Annotated in this window: 18 protein-coding genes; 5 read left to right on the top strand and 13 right to left on the bottom strand. The window is 69.9% G+C overall.

What is annotated here, in order from left to right:
• Positions 1-258: a hypothetical protein gene (locus OHN19_RS27460; protein ID WP_123760902.1), complete on the bottom strand. Its 258-nt coding sequence runs from the start codon at positions 256-258 to the stop codon at positions 1-3.
• A gap of 186 nt (positions 259-444) precedes the next feature.
• Here OHN19_RS27460 and OHN19_RS27465 point away from each other — a divergent pair, with 186 nt between their 5' ends.
• On the top strand, positions 445-2,007 hold the full coding sequence (locus tag OHN19_RS27465) for a metallophosphoesterase family protein (protein ID WP_330266747.1): 1,563 nt from the start codon (positions 445-447) through the stop codon (positions 2,005-2,007).
• A gap of 11 nt (positions 2,008-2,018) precedes the next feature.
• Here the strand turns inward: OHN19_RS27465 and OHN19_RS27470 are convergent, their stop codons facing one another.
• The 11 genes from OHN19_RS27470 to OHN19_RS27520 form a co-directional block, all read right to left on the bottom strand.
• Positions 2,019-2,918: a DUF4429 domain-containing protein gene (locus OHN19_RS27470; protein WP_330266748.1), complete on the bottom strand. Its 900-nt coding sequence runs from the start codon at positions 2,916-2,918 to the stop codon at positions 2,019-2,021.
• Positions 2,919-2,959: 41 nt separating this feature from the next.
• Positions 2,960-4,732: an IucA/IucC family siderophore biosynthesis protein gene (locus OHN19_RS27475; protein ID WP_330266749.1), complete on the bottom strand. Its 1,773-nt coding sequence runs from the start codon at positions 4,730-4,732 to the stop codon at positions 2,960-2,962.
• Complete coding sequence (locus OHN19_RS27480) at positions 4,729-5,280, bottom strand: GNAT family N-acetyltransferase (RefSeq protein ID WP_330266750.1); 552 nt, start codon at positions 5,278-5,280, stop codon at positions 4,729-4,731. Before OHN19_RS27480 ends, OHN19_RS27475 begins: the two co-directional genes overlap by 4 nt.
• The gene (locus tag OHN19_RS27485) at positions 5,277-6,554 is read right to left on the bottom strand and encodes a lysine N(6)-hydroxylase/L-ornithine N(5)-oxygenase family protein (protein WP_330266751.1); all 1,278 of its coding nucleotides are present in this window, start codon (positions 6,552-6,554) and stop codon (positions 5,277-5,279) included. The genes OHN19_RS27480 and OHN19_RS27485 overlap by 4 nt, the downstream gene beginning before the upstream one ends.
• Positions 6,538-7,980: a lysine decarboxylase DesA gene (gene desA, locus OHN19_RS27490; protein ID WP_330266752.1), complete on the bottom strand. Its 1,443-nt coding sequence runs from the start codon at positions 7,978-7,980 to the stop codon at positions 6,538-6,540. The genes OHN19_RS27485 and desA overlap by 17 nt, the downstream gene beginning before the upstream one ends.
• A gap of 146 nt (positions 7,981-8,126) precedes the next feature.
• Positions 8,127-8,936 carry a siderophore-interacting protein gene (locus OHN19_RS27495; protein WP_330266753.1) on the bottom strand — a complete coding sequence of 270 codons (810 nt, stop codon included), beginning with the start codon at positions 8,934-8,936 and terminating at the stop codon, positions 8,127-8,129.
• A 92-nt stretch (positions 8,937-9,028) separates the two neighbouring features.
• Positions 9,029-10,075 carry an ABC transporter substrate-binding protein gene (locus tag OHN19_RS27500; protein ID WP_330266754.1) on the bottom strand — a complete coding sequence of 349 codons (1,047 nt, stop codon included), beginning with the start codon at positions 10,073-10,075 and terminating at the stop codon, positions 9,029-9,031.
• 130 nt (positions 10,076-10,205) lie between these two features.
• Entirely contained in the window at positions 10,206-11,366 is a 1,161-nt protein-coding gene (locus OHN19_RS27505) for an acyl-CoA dehydrogenase family protein (protein WP_330266755.1), read from the bottom strand.
• A 7-nt stretch (positions 11,367-11,373) separates the two neighbouring features.
• The gene (locus OHN19_RS27510; RefSeq protein WP_330266756.1) at positions 11,374-12,294 is read right to left on the bottom strand and encodes a hydroxymethylglutaryl-CoA lyase; all 921 of its coding nucleotides are present in this window, start codon (positions 12,292-12,294) and stop codon (positions 11,374-11,376) included.
• Positions 12,291-14,204: an acetyl/propionyl/methylcrotonyl-CoA carboxylase subunit alpha gene (locus OHN19_RS27515; protein ID WP_330266757.1), complete on the bottom strand. Its 1,914-nt coding sequence runs from the start codon at positions 14,202-14,204 to the stop codon at positions 12,291-12,293. The genes OHN19_RS27510 and OHN19_RS27515 overlap by 4 nt, the downstream gene beginning before the upstream one ends.
• Positions 14,205-14,210: 6 nt before the next feature.
• Entirely contained in the window at positions 14,211-15,827 is a 1,617-nt protein-coding gene (locus OHN19_RS27520; protein ID WP_330266758.1) for a carboxyl transferase domain-containing protein, read from the bottom strand.
• Positions 15,828-15,924: 97 nt separating this feature from the next.
• Here OHN19_RS27520 and OHN19_RS27525 point away from each other — a divergent pair, with 97 nt between their 5' ends.
• The 4 genes from OHN19_RS27525 to OHN19_RS27540 all read left to right on the top strand — a co-directional run bounded on the left by OHN19_RS27525 (position 15,925) and on the right by OHN19_RS27540 (position 19,370).
• Complete coding sequence (locus OHN19_RS27525) at positions 15,925-16,518, top strand: TetR/AcrR family transcriptional regulator (protein ID WP_062027275.1); 594 nt, start codon at positions 15,925-15,927, stop codon at positions 16,516-16,518.
• A gap of 106 nt (positions 16,519-16,624) precedes the next feature.
• Positions 16,625-17,782: an acyl-CoA dehydrogenase family protein gene (locus tag OHN19_RS27530; RefSeq protein WP_330269724.1), complete on the top strand. Its 1,158-nt coding sequence runs from the start codon at positions 16,625-16,627 to the stop codon at positions 17,780-17,782.
• A gap of 34 nt (positions 17,783-17,816) precedes the next feature.
• Positions 17,817-18,683, top strand: coding sequence for an acyl-CoA thioesterase II (locus OHN19_RS27535; RefSeq protein ID WP_330266759.1), 867 nt, complete (start codon positions 17,817-17,819; stop codon positions 18,681-18,683).
• 225 nt (positions 18,684-18,908) lie between these two features.
• Positions 18,909-19,370: a hypothetical protein gene (locus OHN19_RS27540; protein WP_330266760.1), complete on the top strand. Its 462-nt coding sequence runs from the start codon at positions 18,909-18,911 to the stop codon at positions 19,368-19,370.
• Positions 19,371-19,376: 6 nt separating this feature from the next.
• On the opposite strand, the gene OHN19_RS27545 is transcribed toward OHN19_RS27540, so the two are convergent.
• Positions 19,377-20,165: a phosphatase gene (locus tag OHN19_RS27545; RefSeq protein ID WP_330266761.1), complete on the bottom strand. Its 789-nt coding sequence runs from the start codon at positions 20,163-20,165 to the stop codon at positions 19,377-19,379.
• Positions 20,166-20,210: the final 45 nt, after the last annotated feature.

Raw genomic sequence — 20,210 nt, forward strand, 5'->3', positions numbered from 1 at the left:
CTAGCCGTAGACCATGCGGCGCAGCTGCCTCTGCGTCAGCTCAGGCGGCGCCACCGCTCGATATTTCAGGTCCGCCTCGATCCGTCCGAAGATCTCCGCGTTCACCAGGCCCTGGGCCTGGAGTTCGCGGTGGCGGCGACGGACGTAGTCCTCGGTCGTCTCGTCGAAGAAGGCGAGCACGTCCTGGATCACGCGCAGCGCCTCGCCCCGGCTGAGGGGCGTGGACCGCGTCAGATGATCAACAAGTTCGTCGTGCACCCGGTAGATCCTGGGGGACGAGGAGCTGTTTCGCAAGAATCCTGCCCGATTTCGGGCAAGCCCCTGTTGGTGATCCTTGGGAGAACATTGAATCTCTCATGAGTGCCTGTTCGCGAGCTGTCCATCCTGCGTCCTGCGGTCCGTCGCCCAAGGAGACGAGTTTCAGACGCCATGGACATTCCTCGCATGGGAGTACCGGACCAGCTCGCCGAGCGCATGAGCATGGCCGAACAGCACGAGTACCTGCGCGCCAGATTCTCGCGGCGCACCATGATCAGGGGCGGCGCCGTCACGCTGGGCGCCGTCGCCGGTGGCGCGTTCGTGCCGGGCGCCGTCGCCCAGGCCGCCACGCCCACCCGGACCTTCGCCTCCGCCGCGACCGTCGACGGCTCCCTGGTGGCCCCCTTCGGCCGCCACCTGGCCTACGGCGCCGACGCCCGCACCGAGATGACGATCTCGTGGCAGGTCCCGGTCGCGGTCAAGAAGCCCTTCGTCCGCATCGGCGCCCACCCCTGGGACCTCTCCCGCAAGATCGAGGCCGAGGTGCGCACCCTGTACACCCCGGCCGGTGTAGGCGCCAGCGGCGACCACACCCAGTACTACGTCCACGCCAAGCTGAGCCACCTCAAGCCCGGCCGGACCTACTACTACGGCGTCGGCCACCAGGGCTTCGACCCGGCCGAGGCGCACCTGCTCGGCACCCTGGGCACCTTCACCACCGCACCCTCGCACAAGGAGCCGTTCACCTTCACGGCCTTCGGTGACCAGGGCGTCAGCTACCACGGCCTCGCCAACGACAGCCTGATCCTCGGCCAGAACCCGGCCTTCCACCTGCACGCCGGCGACATCGCCTACGCCGACCCGGCCGGCCAGGGCAAGTCCGCCGACACCGGCTTCGACTCGCGGGTGTGGGACCAGTTCCTCGCCCAGACCGAGTCGGTCGCCAAGTCCGTGCCGTGGATGGTCAGTTACGGCAACCACGACATGGAGGCCTGGTACTCGCCCAACGGCTACGGCGGTGAGGAGGCCCGTTTCACGCTCCCCGACAACGGGCCCGACAAGGCGAACCTGCCGGGCGTCTACACCTTCGTGCACGGCAACACCGCGATCATCTCGCTGGACCCGAACGACGTCTCCTTCGAGATCCCGGCCAACCTCGGCATCTCCGGCGGCACCCAGACCAAGTGGTTCGAGGCGCAGCTGAAGAAGTACCGCGCGTCCAAGGACATCGACTTCATCGTGGTGTTCTTCCACCACTGCGCGTACTGCACCTCCACCGCGCACGCCTCGGAGGGGGGTGTGCGCCAGGAGTGGGTGCCGCTGTTCGAGAAGTACACGGTGGACCTGGTCATCAACGGCCACAACCACCAGTACGAGCGCACCGACGTCATCAAGGGCGACAAGGTCGTCAAGAAGCTCCCGATCGGCGAGACCGCGTACCCCGAGACCGAGGGCGTCGTCTACGTCACGGCGGGCGCGGCCGGCCGCAGCCTGTACGCGTTCACCGCGCCGGACTCCTACGAGGGGCACCTGAACGAGGTCGACTCGGTCGCCTCCTTCATCAACACCAAGGACGGCAAGGTCAACGAGACCGTCGCCTGGTCCCGGGTGCGCTACCTCAACTACTCCTTCCTGCGCGTGGACGTGGAGCCCGCCGCGCGCGGCCACTACGCCAGGCTGAAGGTGTCGGGCATCGCCGAGACCGGCGACCGCATCGACCACTTCACGGTGGCGCGCAGGGCGAAGTAGTCCTCGGGGGATCACATCCGCTTGAGGATCGCCTGTTTGGCCATCGTGAACTCCTCGTCCGTCAGCACACCGGTCCGGTGCAGCTCACCGAGCTCGCGCAGCCGGCGCAGGAGCGCGTCATGGCCGTCCTCGGCGGGGGCGGACGCGACCGGAGGGGAAGGCGTTTCCGGTCGTAGCTCTCTCCCCGGGTGTGCGTCGACGGCGGCGGCCCGGGCCGGGTGCGGAAGCCTGGCCTGGACCGCCGCCGCGACCAACGCCATCAGCGGGTCCTTCTTGAAGCCCCACAGCTCCACCGCGTTGGGGTCGTACTTCGGCGGGGCCTTGGTCGGGGCGTGCCGCACGGTGAAGCGCAGGTGGCCGTTCTCCAGGCCGACCGCGGGTTGCCACTCCACGGCCACGACGTCGGTCACGGCGAGGGTGCGGGGCCCCGCGGAGGCCTTGGCGTCCTCCGTCTTCCAGTTCCACTCGAGACGGATGTGCTCGCCGTCGAAGGCGGCGGTGCCGTCGCCGGCGGACACCGCGAGGGGGACGGCGGGGCCCGGCAGCAGATAGCCGTCCACGGGGTCGCTCGGGACCTGGTCCAGGAGCAGGGCGTTGCGCACCTCGTCCACGAAGTACTCGGCCACGCCGTAGCGGTCGGAGTCGACGGTCAGCTGGTACGGGTCGTGCGGTTCGGTGAGGCGGCCGCCGGTCGCGTGCAGCAGCGGGTCGGCGCCGTCGCGCAGGCGCAGCCTCAACCGACCGCTCTTCTTGCCCTGTTCGAAGGAGATGCCCGCCAACGCGCCCAGCGGGACGACGAGTTCACCGAGCGCCTTGCGGAGCAGGCCCACGTTCTTGTCCCTGCCCGGTGTCAGCCGCAGGGCGTCGCCGTCGAAGACCCATGTGCCGTCCCTCTGGAGGATTTCCGCCATGGGGAAATTCTGGCATTCCAGGCTCCGTTGCCCGGGGTCCTCTACAGGCCCGCGATGGGGTTCTTCAGGGTGCCGACCAGCTGGAGCGCGCCCGAGGGGTCCGCCAGGTCCACCATCTGCCTGTTGTTGCGCAGCTGGAGCCGGTTGAGGCAGGACAGGGCGAACTCGGGGGCGAACATGTCGTACTGCCGGAACTTGTCGGCCAGTTCGGGCACCGCGTGCTGGTAGTCGCGGGTGACCTCGGCGACCGTGCGCCAGAAGTCCTCCTCCTCCAGGATTCCCTCGGCTGCGAGGTTCGCGGCGAGGAAGCGGAAGAAGCAGTCGAAGACGTCCGTGAAGATCGACAGCAGCTTGGTGTCGTCGGGGACCTCGACGCGCAGCCGCTCGACCGTGGGCGGCAGCACCGCCTCCGGGTCCATGACGGCTATCTCCTCGGCGATGTCCTTGTAGACCGCCCGCTCGACCATGCCGTCCTTCAGGACCAGGATGACGTTCTCGCCGTGCGGCATGAACACCAGGTCGTAGGCGTAGAAGCTGTGCAGGAGCGGGGTGTAGTAGGCGCGCAGGTAGCGGCGCAGCCACTCCGTCGGGGTGAGGCCCGACCGCTCGATGAGCGCGCCCGCGAAGGAGCGGCCCTCGTGGTCGATGTGGACCAGGGAGGCCATCGTGGCGAGCGACTCGCCGTCCTGGAGGGACGGGACGGGGCTCTCGCGCCACAGTGCGGCCAGCATCTTGCGGTACGGCGAGTAGCGGTCCGTGGCGGCCTCGTACTCCAGGTGCCGGTAGCCGACGGCGGCCCGCTCGCGGATGATCGACAGACCCGTGGACTTGAGGACCGGGTCGCCGTCGATGAGCTGGGCGAGCCAGTCGTTGATGGCCGGGGTGGCCTCCATGTAGGCGGCCGAGAGCCCGCGCATGAAGCCCATGTTGAGGACCGACAGGGCCGTCTTCACGTAGTGCTTCTCGGGGCGGGACGTGTTGAAGAAGGTCCGGATCGACTGCTGGGCCAGGTACTCGTCGTCGCCCTCGCCCAGGCACACCAGGAGGTCGCGGGCGACCTCGGCGGCGAAGGTGACGGAGAGCTTGTTCCACCACTGCCACGGGTGGACCGGGACGAGGAGGTAGTCGGCCGGGTCGAGGCCCTTGTCGCGCAGGACGCCGTGGAACCGTTCGACGGTCTCCTCGCCCAGCTCCTGGCGCATGAAGGACTCGTACTCGATGCCGACGCCGGCCGTGAAGGCGGCGCGCGAGCGGTGGGCGGCGAGCCAGACCAGGCGGACCGGGCTCGCGGTCTCGGGGGCGTACGAGAGGTACTCGTGGATGCCGAAGCCGAGCCGGCCGTTGTTGGCCACGAAGCAGGGGTGGCCCTCGGTCATGCCGGTCTCGATGTCCTGGAAGGAGCCCTTCGCGAGCTCGGCGACCGGGATCTGCGGCTTGGTGAGCTTGTAGCAGGTGCCGGAGAGGGTGGAGGAGATCTCCTCCAGGTAGACCGGCAGGATCTCGTCGCTCAGGCCGAGGGTGTTCTTCAGCTCGATGAAGAAGTCCAGGGCGGCGAGCGGGAGTTCGGTGCCCTCGCGGTGCCGGGTGATGGAGTCGGCGTCGACCTGCCAGTGGTCGAGGGAGCGGCGGACGGCCGTGAAGTCGTAGCGGGTCCTGCCGTCGTCGCTGCGGACGACGTACTGGTCCTTGTCGGTCTCCTCGGGCTCGATCAGCCGCTCGTGCGCGAACTCGGCGAGGCCCTTGCGGATCAGCTGGCGGTTGGCCGTCTCCCAGCGTTCGGGGGAGAGGTGGGCCACGGCGTCGGCGAGGCTCATGCGGCCACCCCCGTCGCCCTGGAGAACTGTTCCCGCGTGCAGAAACTCAACAGGGCCTTCTTCTCCGGCTTCTGTATCTCGCGCTCGGGCACGAACCCGACCGCTTCGTTCAGGGCGTGGACGGCCTTGTTGGAGACATCGGGTTCCACGACGACCCGCAGGGTGGCCGGGTCCTCGAAGAGGTGGGCCATCACGGCGGTGATGACGGACCGGGTGAAGCCGTGCACGGGCGTGTCCGTGGCCGGGGTGAGGAAGTGCATGCCGACGTCACCGGGCTGCGGCTCGTACAGGCCGACCAGCTCCCGGTGGGCCGGGTCGTACTTCTCCATCAGGAACGCCGGTTCGCCGTCCGCGTCGAGACCGAGGAGCGCGTGGTGGTGTTCGTCGGCCGCGATGTCCATGTAGGCCCGCTCGACGTCCTCCAGTTTCGCGTCCTGCATCATCCAGAACGCGGCCTTGGGGTGCGTGACCCACCCGTGCAGCAGCTCGGCGTCCTTCAGGGGGTCGAGGGGGCGGAAGGTGAAGGTGCCCACTGCGGTGGTGCTCATACGGAGAACTCCTGGAACGCGATCGTCTTCTCGACCGGGTAGTACTCGGTGCCGAGCAGCTCCCGGATGATGCAGCTGTTGCGGTAGGCGCCCATGCCCAGGTCGGGGCTGGTGATGCTGTGGGTGTGGACACCGGCGTTCTGCAGGAAGACGCCTCTGCCCGTCACGTCGATCGCGTAGGTGCGGGACACGTCGAAGTTGCCGTGCGCGTCGTACACCAGGCGGTCCCTGACCGGGGCCAGGAACTCCGGCTCGGCGTACCTGTAGCCGGTGGCGAGCACCAGGCCCTCCGACTCGATCTCGAAGTCCTTCTCCTGCTCCTCCTGGCGGAAGCCGAGCGTGTACGTGCCGTTCTCGTACCGCGCGCTGTTCAGCGAGGAGTTGGTGAGCAGCCGCGTGGGGACCGGGCCGCCGAGGTTCTTCTGGTAGAGCAGGTCGAAGATCTCGTTGATGAGGTCGCCGTCGATGCCCTTGAACAGGCCCTTCTGCTCGGCGGTGAGCCGGTAGCGGGTGGCCTCGGGCAGCTCGCGGTAGTAGTCGATGTACTCCGGGGAGGTCATCTCCAGCGTGAGCTTGGTGTATTCGAGGGGGAAGAAGCGCGGCGAGCGGGTGACCCAGTTCAGCCGGTAGCCGTGGACGTCGATCTCGCTCAGGAGGTCCTGGTAGATCTCCGCGGCGGACTGACCGGAGCCGACGATCGTGATCGACTCCTTCTTCTGGAGCTCCGCCTTGTTCTGCACGTAGCGGGAGTTGTGGAAGAAGTCCCCGCCCAGGCCGCGCACGGCCTCGGGGTAGTGCGGGGAGGTGCCGGTACCGAGGACCAGGTGCCGGGCGTGGAAGACGTCACCGGCGTCCGTCCTCACGACGTACAGGTCACTCTCGTACGTCACCTCGGTGACCGTCGTGCCGAAGCGGACGTTGCTCAGCTTGTTCGCGGCCCAGCGGCAGTAGTCGTCGTACTCCACCCGCAGCGGATAGAAGTTCTCGCGGATGTAGAACGAGTACAGCCGGCCCTTCTCCTTCAGGTAGTTGAGGAAGGAGTACGGCGAGGTCGGGTCGGCGAGGGTGACCAGGTCCGACATGAACGGGGTCTGGAGGTGGGCGCCGTCCAGGAACATGCCGGCGTGCCACTCGAAGTCGGGCTTCGACTCCAGGAGGATCCCGTCGAGTTCGTCGATGGGTTCGGTGAGGCAGGCGAGGCCGAGGTTGAACGGGCCGAGCCCGATCCCCACGAAGTCGTAGGTCTTGGTCGGGACTTCAGGACGCGCGGTCAAGGGACTCTCCCAGGTACTGCTCGGCGTGGCCGGCGATCAGGTCGAGGACGACGGACATGTCCTCGACCGTCGTCTCGGGGTTGAGCAGGGTGAACTTCAGGTAGTGGCGGCCGCCCACCTTGGTGCCCGCGACCACCGCGTCGCCGGAGGCGAACAGGGCCTTGCGGGCGTACAGGTTGGCGCGGTCGATCTCGGCGGGGTCGGTGACGGCGGCCGGGATGTAGCGGAAGACGAGCGTGGAGAGCGTGGGCTCGACCACGACGTCGAAGCGCGGGTCGGCGGCGAGCAGCTTCCAGCCCTCGACGGCCAGGTCGCAGACCTCGTCGAAGAGCTCGCCGATGCCGTCGGCGCCCATCACCCGCAGGGTCATCCACAGCTTGAGGGCGTCGAAGCGGCGGGTGGTCTGGAGGGACTTGTCCACCTGGTTGGGGATTCGTTCCTGCACCATGCGGCGCGGGTTGAGGTACTCCGCGTGATAGGTGGCGTGCCGGAGCGTGGCGGCGTCCTTGACCAGCACGGCGGACGAACTCACCGGCTGGAAGAAGGACTTGTGGTAGTCGACGGTGACGGAGTCGGCGCGCTCGATGCCGTCGATGCGGTCCCGGTACTTCAGGGAGGCCAGCAGCCCGCAGCCGTAGGCCGCGTCGACGTGCATCCAGGTGCCGTACTGCTCGCACAGCTCGGCGATCTCGGGCAGCGGGTCGATGGAGCCGAAGTCGGTGGTGCCGGCGGTGGCGACCACGGCCATGGGGACGAGGCCGTCCTGCTTGCAGCGCTCCAGCTCGCGGGCGAGGGCGACGGTCTGCATCCGCTTGTCGGCGCCCACGGGGATGGACACGACCGAATCGGCGTCCAGGCCGAGGAGTTTGGCGGACTTCTTCACGCTGAAGTGGCTGACCTCGGAGGCGAAGACGCGCAGCTTGGCCGACGAGTCCGCCTTGGCCTCCTCACGGGCCAGGAGCAGCGCCTGGAGGTTGGACTGGGTGCCGCCCGAGGTGAACACGCCGTCGGCGACCGGGCCCAGACCGATGCGCGCGGTCGTCCAGTCGATCAGCTTGCGCTCGATCAGGGTGCCGCCGGCCGACTGGTCCCAGGTGTCCAGGGAGGAGTTGACGGCGGAGAGGATGGCCTCGCCGAGCACGGCCGGGATGACGACCGGGCAGTTGAGGTGGGCGAGGTAGCGGGGGTGGTGGAAGTAGATCGCGTCCCGGAGGTAGACGTCCTCCAGCTCGTCGAGCACCGCCGTCGTGTCCAGCAGGGGCTTGTCGAGGTCGATCTCGTCGATGCGGGGGGAGAGGGCGTCGACGGTGACGCCGGTGAACGGACGGGAGGTGGTGGCGAGTTTGGCCGCCACCCGCTCGATTCCCTCGGTCACGGAGCGTCGGTACGTCTCCGCGGTCGTGTCATTGAGCAGGTGCGAGCGCATGCTGGGGCCCTCCGGTGGGGACAATCCGTGCGGGACGGGGCAGGAGCGGGGTGTGATCCCGGCTTCAACTTAGGTAAGCCTAACCTAATTAACCGAGCGGAAAACACACCCCTTCCGTGACCGGCGTCACGTCGAGCGAGCGGGCGTCACTCCGCCGCGCGCAGCTGCTCCTCGGTCATGCCGAGACGCCAGTACCCCACGAAGGTCACCCGCCGCCGGTCGATCCCGCGCTCCCGCACGAAGTGCCGCCGGAGCTCCTTCACGCACCCGGACTCGCCCGCGATCCAGGCGTACGGCCGCTCGGCAGGCGGGAGTTGGGCCTCCCGGACGGCATCGAGCGCCTTCTCCCCGACGACCCAGGTGATCTCGGCGTCCGCGTCGGTGGCCAGGTCCTGGATGTCCCCGGCGTCGTGCACCTCCAGCCAGACCCGGGCGCGCTGCCCGGCGGGGAGGGCTTCGAGGATCGCGGAGACGGCGGGGAGCGCGGTCTCGTCCCCCCACAGCAGCACGAGATCGGTGTCCGCGGGCGGCCGGAACCGGATGGCCCGGTTGTCGGCGATCGCGGGCCCGAGCAGTTGGACCTTGTCACCGACGGAGGCCCGCGCGGCCCACCCGGACGCGGGCCCGGCGGGCTCGTGCAGCACGAAGTCGATGTCGATCTCGTCGGGATCGCGCCGAAGCCCCCGAAGCGTGTACGACCGCATCACGGCCCGTACGTCATCGGGCTGCTCCCGCCACGCCTGCCACCAGCCGTCCCCGAGCTCGACGGGAACCCCGGGCTCGGTCCGCCCGGCGGCGGGGAGGAAGAGGGAGAGCGACTGGTCGTATCCGTCGGAGAAGAAGTACGCCAGATCCTCCCCGGTGAAGGTGACCCGAACGAGAGACGGCCCGAGCCGCCGCGTTCGTGCAACCCGCAGAGCGAAGAAGCGGAAGGGGGCGGCTACGGCCGTGGTCATGGGGCCTCCTGCAAACGAGGGGAAAGGTGTCACACCCAGGGGCGCGGGGAACTGCGCGACCAGCCCCCACCCGCCCGCAGACGACAACGCGCCTAACTGACCTTCTTCGCGGTCTCGATCGCCTTCGCCAGGTTCTCCACCATCGCCACGCACTTGTCGTACGACAGAATCGGCTCAGGAGAACGCGAGATGACCTGCCCCGCCTTCACCGCGGGCAGCTTCTTCCAGGTCGCCTCGGTGATGTCGGCCGGCTGGATCGTCGCCGTACGGTCGTCCATCATGATGATGTCGGCCTTGTACTTGTCGACGTTCTCCCAGCTCAGCGACTCGTACCAGCCGCCGGACTCCTTGAGCACGGACGCCGGGGGCTCCACGAAGTTCACGCCCAGCGCCTTGAAGTACTCGAGGTCGATGGAGAGGTTGGAGCCGGAGACGTAGAAGACGTCCTGCGCGGCGGACCCGGCGAGCACCTTGATGTCGGGGTGGGCCTTGGCGGCCGCCCGCAGCCGCTCCGACGCCGCTTCGAACCGCTTCTTCGCGTCGGTGACCTTGGCCGCCTTCATGTCGGCGCCGAGGGACTCGGCCAGCTCCCACATCTTCTGCAGCGGCGCGGTGATCTGACGGTCGTACACGGAGATGCCGACGCTCGGCGCGAGCTTCGCGATCTTGGACGCGGAGGCCGCCGGGACGTACCAGAGGGTGCCGGCGCTGTCGAACATCGTGGTGATGAGGACCTCGGGCGCGAAGGCCGCGTACTGCTCGACGTTGAACTGGTCCCAGACGTTGCCGAAGACCGTCAGCTTGCTGACGTCCATGTCGCCGGCCTGGACATCGGCCTTGCCGTCCTTGGTCTTGGTGGGACCGAAGACGCCCTTGACCTCGATGCCGTAGTCGTACAGCGCGGCCGCCACACCGGTGAAGGCGACGATCTTGGTCGGGACCTTGTCCAGCTTCACGGTGGTGCCGCGGTCGTCCTTGAAGGACCAGGCGCCGGACTTGGCGGCCGTGGTCCCCTTGTCGGAGCCCGTCGCGCTGGAGTCGTCGTCTCCGCAGGCTGCGAGCACGGCACCGAGGCCGAGGGCGCCACCCGCGGCGAGGATGCCGCGGCGGGTGAGGTGGGCGACTCTTGCGTTGGACATGTGTGGCTGCTTTCGAACGGGGCGAAGCGCCCGCCGGACAAGTTCGAACGTAGGTTAGCCTAACCTCACCGAATGTCCAGAGGGCGGGGCTCCGTCCCGCTCCAGCTGTGGGTGCCCTGTGGGCCGCGGCCTAACCTGCCAGGCCCAACTCCCGTGCGATCAGCATCCGTTGCACCTCGCTCGTGCCCTCGCCGATCTCCAGGATCTTGGAGTCGCGCCACATCCGGGCCACCGGGTACTCGTTCATGAAGCCGTAGCCGCCGTGGATCTGGGTGGCGTCCCGGGCGTTGTCCACGGCGATCGTGGACGAGTACAGCTTGGCGAGGGCCGCCTCCTTCTTGAAGGGCTCACCGGAGACCAGCCGCGAGGCCGCGTCCCGCCAGGCGAGCCGGGCGGTGTGGGCCTTCATCTCCATGTCGGCGATCTTGAACTGGATCGCCTGGTTGGCGCCGATGGGCCTCCCGAACGCCTCCCGCTCCTTCGCGTACTTCACGGACTCGTCCACACAGCCCTGCGCGAGTCCGGTCGCGAGCGCCGCGATGGCGATGCGGCCCTCGTCGAGGATGCGCAGGAACTGCGCGTAGCCGCGGCCCTGTTCGCCCAGCAGGTTCGCCGCCGGGACGCGGACGTCGGAGAAGGACAGCTCACGGGTGTCGGAGGCGTTCCAGCCGACCTTCGAGTACGGCGCCGCGACCGTGAAGCCGGGCGTGCCCGAGGGGACGATGATCGAGGAGATCAGGGGCTTGCCGTCGGGCTTGCGGCCGGTGACCGCGGTGACGGTCACCAACCCCGTGATGTCGGTGCCGGAGTTGGTGATGAAGCACTTCGTGCCGTTGATGACCCACTCGTCGGTGTCGGGGTCCAGGCGGGCCGTCGTACGGGTCGCTCCCGCGTCGCTGCCGCCGTCCGGTTCCGTGAGGCCGAAGGCGCCCAGGATCTCGCCCGAGCACAGCCGGGGCAGCCACTCGCGCTTCTGCTCCTCGGTGCCGAACAGGTGCAGCGGCATGGCGCCGAGCGAGACGCCGGCCTCCAGGGTGATCGCCACCGACGAGTCCACGCGCGCGAGCTCCTCCAGCGCGAGGCCGAGCGCCAGGTAGTCGCCGCCCATCCCGCCGTACTCCTCGGGGAACGGCAGCCCGAACAGGCCCATGCGGCCCATCTCGCGGACGATCTCGTAGGGGAACTCGTGGTGCTCGTAGTACTCGCCGATCTTCGGCGCCACTACGTCATGGGCGAACTCCTCGACCGTACGGCGGAGTTCTTCCAGCTCGGGGGAGAGGCGGTGGTCCATGGGTGGGTCACTCCTGGTGGGAGAGGGCGCGGACGGTGCGGGACGGGCTGGGTCGGCCCAGGTGTTCGGCCATCCAGGCGCTGGTGGCGACGAGACGGCCGAGGTCGACACCGGTGTCGATGCCGAGGCCCTGGAGCATCCACACCAGGTCCTCGGTGGCGAGGTTGCCGGTGGCGGACTTGGCGTAGGGGCAGCCGCCGAGGCCGCCCGCGGAGGCGTCCACGGTGGTGACGCCGTGCTGGAGGGCGGCGTGGGTGTTGGCGAGCGCCTGGCCGTAGGTGTCGTGGAAGTGCACGCCCACCTTCTCGACGGGCACGTCGAGTTCGGTCAGCAACGCCCGTACGTGGCCCGGGGTCGCGACCCCGATGGTGTCGCCGAGGCTCAGCTCGTCGCAGCCCATGTCGAGCAACGCGCGGCACACGCGCACGACCTGGGGGACCGGGACCGCGCCCTCCCAGGGGTCGCCGAAGCACATGGAGAGGTAGCCGCGGACGTGCACGCCCTCCGCCTTCGCCCGTGCGACGACCGGCTCGAACATCGTGAGCGCCTCGTCGACCGTGCGGTTGAGGTTGGCCTTGGCGAAGGACTCGGTGGCGCTGGCGAAGACGGCCACGCGGGTCGCGCCCAGCGCGAGGGCCCGGTCCAGGCCGCGTTCGTTCGGGACGAGCACCGGCAGGTCCACCGAGAGATCGCTGATCTGTGGGAACAGCTGCTCGGCGTCGGCGAGTTGGGGCACCCACTTGGGGTGGACGAAGCTCGTCGCCTCGATGGTCGTCAGCCCGGCCTCGGCGAGGCGGCGCACGAACTCCGCCTTCACCTCCGTCGGCACGGTCGACTTCTCGTTCTGGAGGCCGTCACGGGCGCCGACCTCGTGGATGCGGACCCGGGTGGGCAGGCCCGCTTCCGGCAGGACCATGGGGAGCGTCATTTCTCCTCCTCCACCGGGGCGATGACGGCGAGCACCTGGTCCATCGCGACCGTGGTCCCCGGCGTGACGTCCAGCTCGGCGACCGTGCCGGCGTGCGGGGCGGAGATGACGTGCTCCATCTTCATCGCCTCGACGACGAGCAGACTCTGACCGGCGGCCACCTCGTCCCCGACCGCGACCTTCACCACGGTGACCGTGCCGGGCATGGGCGCGGTGAGCGAGTCGGCACCCGCGTGGGCGGCCCGGGTGAGGGAGGCGGCCACCGGGTCGTGGTCCCGCACGTGCCAGGCGTCGCCGTCGCGGCCGATCCAGTCGGCGGCGCGGTGGAAGGTGTGCCGGACGCCGTCGAGGGTGACGGTGACCCGGTCGTCGGTGACGGTGTGGGTGCCGCGCGGGACGTACTCGACCGGGTCCTGCACCCGCAGGTGGAAGCCAACGGGCCTCGGGCTGCCGCCCATCCGCCAGCCGCTCGGCACCGAGAAAGGATCGGTCCAGCCCCCTTCACGAGGCCGCAGCCCGTCGAGGCGTACGGCCGCCGCCGCCTCGTACACCTCCTCCGGTACGTCCGTGGCGACCAGGTCGTCCACCACCCGCTCCACGAGCCCGGTGTCCAACTCGCCCTTCACCACGTCCGGATGGGCCAGCAGCCGCCGCAGGAACCCCGCGTTGGTCTGCACGCCCAGTGTCACCGTCTCCGCGAGGGCCGCCCGGAGTTTCCTGAGCGCGGTCGCGCGGTCGGGGCCGTACGCGATGACCTTGGACAGCATCGGGTCGTACAGGCTGCCGACCTCGGTGCCCTCGCTGAGCCCGGAGTCGGTGCGGACGCCGTCGCCCTGGGGCTCGCGCAGCTTCAGCACCGTGCCGCCGGAGGGGAGGAAGCCGCGCGCCGGGTCCTCGGCGCAGACGCGGGCCTCGATCGCGTGCCCCGTCAGCCGGACGTCCTCCTGCCCGTACGGCAGCCGCTCGCCCGCCGCGACCCGCAGCTGCCACTCCACCAGGTCCAGGCCGGTGACCAGCTCGGTGACCGGGTGCTCCACCTGGAGGCGGGTGTTCATCTCCATGAAGTAGTACGAGGACGGGTCGTCGCCCGGGACGATGAACTCGACCGTGCCCGCGCCCCGGTAGCCGCAGGAGCGGGCCGCCTCCACCGCCGCCCCACCCATGGACGCGCGCGTGGCCTCGTCCAGCAGGACGCTGGGCGCTTCCTCGACGACCTTCTGGTGCCGCCGCTGGAGCGAGCACTCGCGCTCGCCCAGGTGCAGGACATTGCCGCGGGCGTCCGCCAGCACCTGGATCTCGATGTGCCGGGGCCGGTCCACCCAGCGCTCCACGAGCAGCGTGTCGTCACCGAAGGAGGCGCGGGCCTCGCGGCGGGCGGCGGCGATCTCCTCCTCCAGGACGGTGAGGTCCCGGACCAGGCGCATGCCCTTGCCGCCGCCGCCCGCGCTGGGCTTCAGCAGCACGGGCGCGCCCAACGCGTGCGCGGCCTCGGCGAGTTCGGGGTCACGGCCACCGGGCACGACCGGCACTCCGGCCGCCTGGACGGTCTCCTTGGCGCGGATCTTGTCGCCCATCAGGGCGATCGCCTCGGCCGGGGGCCCGATGAAGACCAGCCCGGCGTCGGCGCACGCGCGCGCGAAGGCCGCGTTCTCCGCGAGGAAGCCGTAGCCGGGGTGGACGGCCTGGGCGCCGGTGCGGGCGGCCGCCTCCAGGAGCCGCTCGGCGGACAGATAGCTCTCCGAGGCCGGCGCAGGTCCCAGCCGTACGGCGGTGTCGGCCTCCCGGACGTGCCGGGCGTCGGCGTCCGCGTCGGAGAAGACGGCCACCGAGCGCACGCCCAGGGCTCTGAGCGTGCGGATGACGCGGACCGCGATCTCGCCCCGGTTGGCGACAAGCACTGTGTCAAACATGGGTCCTCACATCCGGAAGACGCCGAACTGGGGGTCGCCCAGCGGCGCGTTGGCGCATGCGGTCAGGGCCAGGCCGAGCACCTGACGGGTGTCGAGCGGGTCGATGACCCCGTCGTCCCAGAGGCGGGCGGTGGCGTAGTAGGCGTTGCCCTGGCGCTCGTACTGGGCGCGGATCGGGTCCTTGAAGGTCTCTTCGTCCTCGGCGGCCCAGGTCTCCCCGCGGGCCTCCAGCTGGTCCCGCTTGACGGTCGCGAGGACCGACGCGGCCTGCTCGCCGCCCATGACCGAGATCTTGGCGTTGGGCCACATCCACAGGAAGCGGGGGGAGTAGGCCCGGCCGCACATCGAGTAGTTGCCGGCGCCGTACGAACCGCCCACGACCACCGTCAGCTTGGGCACGCGCGTGCACGCCACCGCGGTCACCATCTTGGCGCCGTGCTTGGCGATGCCGCCGGCCTCGTAGTCCTTGCCGACCATGAAGCCCGAGATGTTCTGGAGGAACAGCAGCGGGATGCCGCGCTGGTCGCACAGCTCGATGAAGTGGGCGCCCTTCTGGGCGGATTCGGCGAACAGGATGCCGTTGTTGCCGATGATCCCGACCGGGTGGCCCTGGATGCGGGCGAAGCCGGTGACGAGGGTCTGCCCGAACTCGGCCTTGAACTCGGCGAACCGGGAGCCGTCGGTGATGCGCGCGATGATCTCGCGGACGTCGTAGGGGGTGCGGGAGTCCACCGGCACCGCGCCGTAGAGGCCGTAGGGGTCGACCTTGGGCTCCACCGCGGGCTCGACGGACCACGGCAGCGGCCCGCGCGCGGGGAGGGTCGCGGCGATGTTCCGCACGATCCGCAGGGCGTGGGCGTCGTCCTCGGCGAGGTGGTCGGTGACGCCGGAGATGCGGGAGTGCACCTCGCCGCCGCCGAGCTCCTCCGCGGTGACGACCTCACCGGTGGCGGCCTTCACCAGCGGGGGACCGCCCAGGAAGATCGTGCCCTGGTTGCGGACGATGACGGCCTCGTCGCTCATGGCGGGGACGTAAGCACCTCCGGCAGTGCAGGACCCGAGGACGGCGGCGATCTGCGGGATGCCCGCGCCCGACATCCGGGCCTGGTTGTAGAAGATCCGCCCGAAGTGCTCGCGGTCCGGGAAGACCTCGTCCTGCATGGGCAGGAAGGCGCCGCCGGAGTCCACCAGGTAGATGCAGGGCAGGCGGTTGTCGAGGGCGACCTCCTGCGCGCGCAGGTGCTTCTTCACCGTCATCGGGTAGTACGTGCCGCCCTTGACGGTGGCGTCATTGGCGACGACCACGCACTCGCGCCCGCTCACCCGCCCGATCCCGGCGATGACGCCGGCGGCCGGGGCCTGTCCGTCGTACAGCCCGTCGGCGGCGAGCGGGGCCAGCTCCAGGAAGGGCGAGCCGGGGTCGAGCAGGGTGTCGACCCGGTCCCTCGGCAACAGCTTCCCGCGCGCGGTGTGCCGCTCGCGCGCCTTCTCCCCGCCGCCCAGCCTGGCCGCGGCGAGCTTGTCGCGCAGCTCGTCCACGAGGGCCCGGTGGGCCTCCTCGTTGGCCTTCCAGGCCGCCGACGCGGGGTCTGCCGCGCTCGTCAGCTCGGGTGCCTGATCCATGTCCCGCGGTCCCCTCACCCAGTGATCGCCTGTTAATGAGCGTTAACCATTTCCTTCAGGTTAACGACCGCTAACCTCCCTGTCTAGAATTGCTCCCATGGCCACGAGAACCGACGCCCCCACCCGCCGTGAGCAGATCCTCAAGGAGGCCGCGCGGCTCTTCGCCGAGCGCGGGTTCCACGGCGTGGGCGTGGACGAGATAGGCGCGGCGGTCGGGATCAGCGGCCCCGGCCTCTACCGGCACTTCGCGGGCAAGGACGCGATGCTGGCGGAGCTGCTGGTGGGCATCAGCGGCCAGCTCCTGACCGGCGGCAAGCGGCGGGTCGCCGAGTCGGACGGCGGCGACCCCGAGGCGCTGCTCGACTCCCTGATCGAGGGCCACATCGACTTCGCCCTCGACGACCGCCCCCTGATCACCCTGCACGACCGCGAGCTGGACCGCCTGCGCGACAGCGACCGCAAGCTGGTCCGTCAGCTCCAGCGGCAGTACGTCGAGCTGTGGGTGGAGGTCCTGCGCGAGGTCTACCCCGGCCTCCTGGAGCCCGCGGCCCGCTCGGCCGTGCACTCCGTCTTCGGCCTCCTGAACTCCACCCCGCACCTGGGCCGCCCGGGTTCCCTGCCGGGCCGCGCGGCGACGGCCGCCCTGCTGCACCGGATGGCGCGGGGCGCCTTCGCGGCCGCCGGGGCGTGACGAGCGTTACGGGATCACCTCTGGACTCCTCTTCGTACTCGCCGGTACGGTTGATCTGAGCAAGCGCTTAGACATGGACCCTTTGAGTCAGGTGGAGGTGGCGGCGGTGCGCCGTACGGTGTTCAACGAGGACCACGAGGCGTTCCGGGAGACCCTGCGCGCCTTCATCGAGGCCGAGGTCGTGCCCGTCTACGACGAGTGGTTCGCGGCCGGCCAGGCGCCGCGCGACTTCTACTACAAGCTCGCCGAGCTCGGCATCTTCGGTATCCGCGTGGACGAGGAGTACGGCGGCGCCGGCATCGACTCGTACAAGTTCGAGGCCGTGATGTACGAGGAGACCGCGCGCGCCGGTGTGCAGTTCGGCGGCTCCGGCGTCCACGTCCTGCTGGGCCTGCCGTACATCAAGATGCTCGCCACCGACGAGCAGAAGAAGCGCTTCCTGCCGAAGTTCGTCTCCGCCGAGGAGATGTGGGCCCTCGCGATGACCGAGCCGGGCACCGGCTCCGACCTCGCGGGCATGAAGACCACCGCCAAGCTCTCCGAGGACGGCACGCACTACGTCCTCAACGGCGCCAAGACCTTCATCACCGGTGGCGTGCACGCCGACCGCGTGATCGTGGCCGCCCGCACCTCCCCGTCCTCCGCCGAGGACCGCCGCTTCGGCATCTCCCTGTTCGCCGTGGACACCAAGTCCGAGGGCTACTCCGTCGGCCGCAAGCTCGACAAGCTCGGCCTGAAGACCTCCGACACCGCCGAGCTCGCGTTCGTCGACGTCAAGGTCCCCGTCGAGGACCTCCTCGGCGAGGAGAACAAGGGCTTCTACTACCTGGGCCACAACCTGGCCTCCGAGCGCTGGGGCATCGCCTACGGCGCCTACGCGCAGGCCAAGGCCGCCGTCCGGTTCGCCAAGCAGTACGTCCAGGAGCGCACCGTCTTCGGCAAGCCGGTCGCGTCCTTCCAGAACACCAAGTTCGAGCTGGCCGCCTGCCAGGCCGAGGTCGACGCGGCCGAGGCCGTCGTGGACCGCGCCCTGGAGGCCCTCGACGCCGGGGAGCTCACCCCCGCCGAGGCCGCCAGCGCCAAGCTGTTCGCCACCGAGGTCGCCCACCGCGTCATCGACCGCTGCCTCCAGCTGCACGGAGGCTACGGCTTCATGAACGAGTACCCGATCGCCCGCCTGTACGCGGACAACCGAGTCAACCGCATCTACGGCGGCACCAACGAGATCATGAAGACGATCATCGCGAAGGACATGGGCCTGTAAGCCGCGCGGAACCACCGGCCGGTACAACAGCTCCATGAGCCAGGCACTCCAGGATCTCCTCGATCTGCTCGACCTCGAGCAGATCGAGGAGAACATCTTCCGCGGCGCCTCCCGCCCCGCCGTCGTCCCCCGCGTCTTCGGCGGGCAGGTCGCGGCGCAGGCGCTGGTCGCCGCCGGGCGGACGGTCCCCGAGGACCGGCTCGCCCACTCCCTGCACGCGTACTTCCTGCGCCCCGGCGACCCGGGCGCGCCGATCGTCTACACCGTCGACCGGATGAACGACGGCCGTTCCTTCACCGCCCGCCGCGTGCTCGCGGTCCAGCACGGCCAGCCGATCTTCGCCCTCTCCGCCTCCTTCCAGCGGTACGAGGAGGGCTTCGAGCACCAGGCCGCCATGCCGGCCGCCCCCGACCCGGCGACGCTCCCCACCTCACAGGAGCGGCTGCGCGGCTACGACCACCTGGCACCGGCCGTCGTGGAGCGGTTCCTGGAAGCGCGCGAGGCCATCGACCTGCGCTATGTCGAGGAGCCGCCGTACGGGAAGTTCGGCGAGCCGCGCGAACCGCACTCGCAGGTCTGGTTCCGCACCAACGGCAAGCTGGCCGACGACCCTCTCCTGCACGTCGTCCTCGCCACGTACGTCTCCGACATGACGCTCCTCGACTCGGTGCTCCTCGCGCACGGCCGCGGCGGCTGGGCCACCGGTGACGTCGTCGGGGCCTCGCTGGACCACGCGATGTGGTTCCACCGCCCCTTCCGCGCCGACGAATGGCTGCTGTACGACCAGGAGTCCCCGTCGGCCTCCGGTGGCCGGGGCCTGGGCCAGGCCCGCATCTACACCCAGGACGGCCGGCTGGCGATCTCGGTGATCCAGGAGGGCGTGGTCCGCGCACCCCGCTGAGGGACGCCCGCGCGGCCCGCTCCCTGGCCGTCATTCATTCGTTAGTCCGAAAGGGGCTTCACTGATCCATTTCGGCTCTACTATGGAAAGCGCTGTAGAGCTGTCAGATGGGTCACATTCGACCTCCCCACACCAGCTGGCCCGCGCTGACACAGAGTTCCTCGCCCCGACCCGACCGTCGGGGCGTTTGCTCGTGTTGGTCCGCCCGTGAGGAGGCCCCGCTCCGTGTCGATCTTCAGCAGGCGTGCCCGGTGCGCCGACGCGTCCGACTCCGCCGCCGCCCTGCCCCCACTGGCGTTCGAGATCACCATGGACGAACTGCGGATGATCGAGCGCGTCACCCGCCATGCCCGGGCGCGGCTGCGCGAACTGAGCGACAGTTCCGAGTCGACGATCACCAAGGGCAGCGGTTCGGCGCTGGTGCCCGTGCTGTACGAACGCGCGGGCGCCGCGGACGCGTTGGGCCGCTCCGGCATCCCGATGCTGATCGGCGAGATCGCGCAGGTCGAGGCGGCCGTACTCAACCTGGAGAGCTACGCGGGCCACGAGACGGTGCTGTGCGACGGGTACTCCCTGCTGAACCGGCTCGCGTTCCTGAAGGGGCGGGTCCGGGTCACGCAGGAGATCGCCGGTGTCGTCACGTTGCCGGGCGGCGCGGCGGACGCGCCCAGGACGACCCTGACCTGAGCGGTTCTAGGCCAGGCCCGCCTCGGCGAGGAGGTACGCCGTCATCGGGTCGTAGTAGCGGGGGCTCACCACGTGGTCGTCGAGCGGGACCGTCACCTGGACCGTGCCCTCCGCCTCGCCCACGAAGAGCGCCGGGTCGTTGGAGTCGGCGTAGCCGACGGAGTCCACCCCGTGCTGAGCGGCGTAGCCCGCCCACCCGTGGTCGGCGACGACCAGGTCCGGCAGCGGGCGGCCCTCGCGCTCCAGGGCCGTCAGGATGGCCTTCATCGGGTCGCCGGAGTGGGTGTGCCACAGCGTGGCGCCGTGCTCCAGGACCGCCACGTCCGCGAACTGCATGACGTACCCCTCGTCCGTCTGGAGCCCGTCCGGGATGACCACGATCTCGCAGCCGGCCGATCGCAGCGCGGCGGCGGTGGCGTGGTGGACCTCCAGGAGCCCGCCGGGGTGGCCGGTCGCGAACAGCACCCGCTGCTGCCCGTCCGCCGCCTTGCGCAGCCGGGCCGCCATCCGCTCCAGGCCGCCCACGGTCAGCTCGGGGTCGATGGTGTCCTGCCCGTACCGGTACTCGGGGTCGTCGTTGACACCCACCCGCTCCGCCATCACCGCGAGCACGTCCTGCTCGTCGCTCCAGCGGTCGCCCAGCTCCAGACCGAGCCAGTAGTGGCGGTTGCCGTTCGCCAGCTGGCGGTAGTGCGAGAGGTTGTTCTCCCGCGGGGTGGCGACCTCGCCCGCGATGCGGGTCTTCACAAGGTGGTCGACGAGCTCGGCGCGGCTGGGTGTCCCGGGTATCGGCATGCCTCCCATTCTGATGCACGTCTTCACGGGACCGCCCCGCATCCC

It is taken from the genome of Streptomyces griseorubiginosus (genome assembly GCF_036345115.1).
GTDB classification, from domain to species: Bacteria; Actinomycetota; Actinomycetes; order Streptomycetales; family Streptomycetaceae; genus Streptomyces; species Streptomyces griseorubiginosus_C.

What these genes read in the sequence shown, in the direction of transcription:
- OHN19_RS27465 (WP_330266747.1), top strand. Translation starts at nt 445, where the DNA reads ATGGGAGTACCGGACCAGCTCGCCGAGCGCATGAGCATGGCCGAACAG.
- OHN19_RS27470 (WP_330266748.1), bottom strand. Translation starts at nt 2,918, where the DNA reads ATGGCGGAAATCCTCCAGAGGGACGGCACATGGGTCTTCGACGGCGAC.
- OHN19_RS27475 (WP_330266749.1), bottom strand. Translation starts at nt 4,732, where the DNA reads ATGAGCCTCGCCGACGCCGTGGCCCACCTCTCCCCCGAACGCTGGGAG.
- OHN19_RS27480 (WP_330266750.1), bottom strand. Translation starts at nt 5,280, where the DNA reads ATGAGCACCACCGCAGTGGGCACCTTCACCTTCCGCCCCCTCGACCCC.
- desA (WP_330266752.1), bottom strand. Translation starts at nt 7,980, where the DNA reads ATGCGCTCGCACCTGCTCAATGACACGACCGCGGAGACGTACCGACGC.
- OHN19_RS27495 (WP_330266753.1), bottom strand. Translation starts at nt 8,936, where the DNA reads ATGACCACGGCCGTAGCCGCCCCCTTCCGCTTCTTCGCTCTGCGGGTT.
- OHN19_RS27500 (WP_330266754.1), bottom strand. Translation starts at nt 10,075, where the DNA reads ATGTCCAACGCAAGAGTCGCCCACCTCACCCGCCGCGGCATCCTCGCC.
- OHN19_RS27505 (WP_330266755.1), bottom strand. Translation starts at nt 11,366, where the DNA reads ATGGACCACCGCCTCTCCCCCGAGCTGGAAGAACTCCGCCGTACGGTC.
- OHN19_RS27510 (WP_330266756.1), bottom strand. Translation starts at nt 12,294, where the DNA reads ATGACGCTCCCCATGGTCCTGCCGGAAGCGGGCCTGCCCACCCGGGTC.
- OHN19_RS27515 (WP_330266757.1), bottom strand. Translation starts at nt 14,204, where the DNA reads ATGTTTGACACAGTGCTTGTCGCCAACCGGGGCGAGATCGCGGTCCGC.
- OHN19_RS27520 (WP_330266758.1), bottom strand. Translation starts at nt 15,827, where the DNA reads ATGGATCAGGCACCCGAGCTGACGAGCGCGGCAGACCCCGCGTCGGCG.
- OHN19_RS27525 (WP_062027275.1), top strand. Translation starts at nt 15,925, where the DNA reads ATGGCCACGAGAACCGACGCCCCCACCCGCCGTGAGCAGATCCTCAAG.
- OHN19_RS27535 (WP_330266759.1), top strand. Translation starts at nt 17,817, where the DNA reads ATGAGCCAGGCACTCCAGGATCTCCTCGATCTGCTCGACCTCGAGCAG.
- OHN19_RS27545 (WP_330266761.1), bottom strand. Translation starts at nt 20,165, where the DNA reads ATGCCGATACCCGGGACACCCAGCCGCGCCGAGCTCGTCGACCACCTT.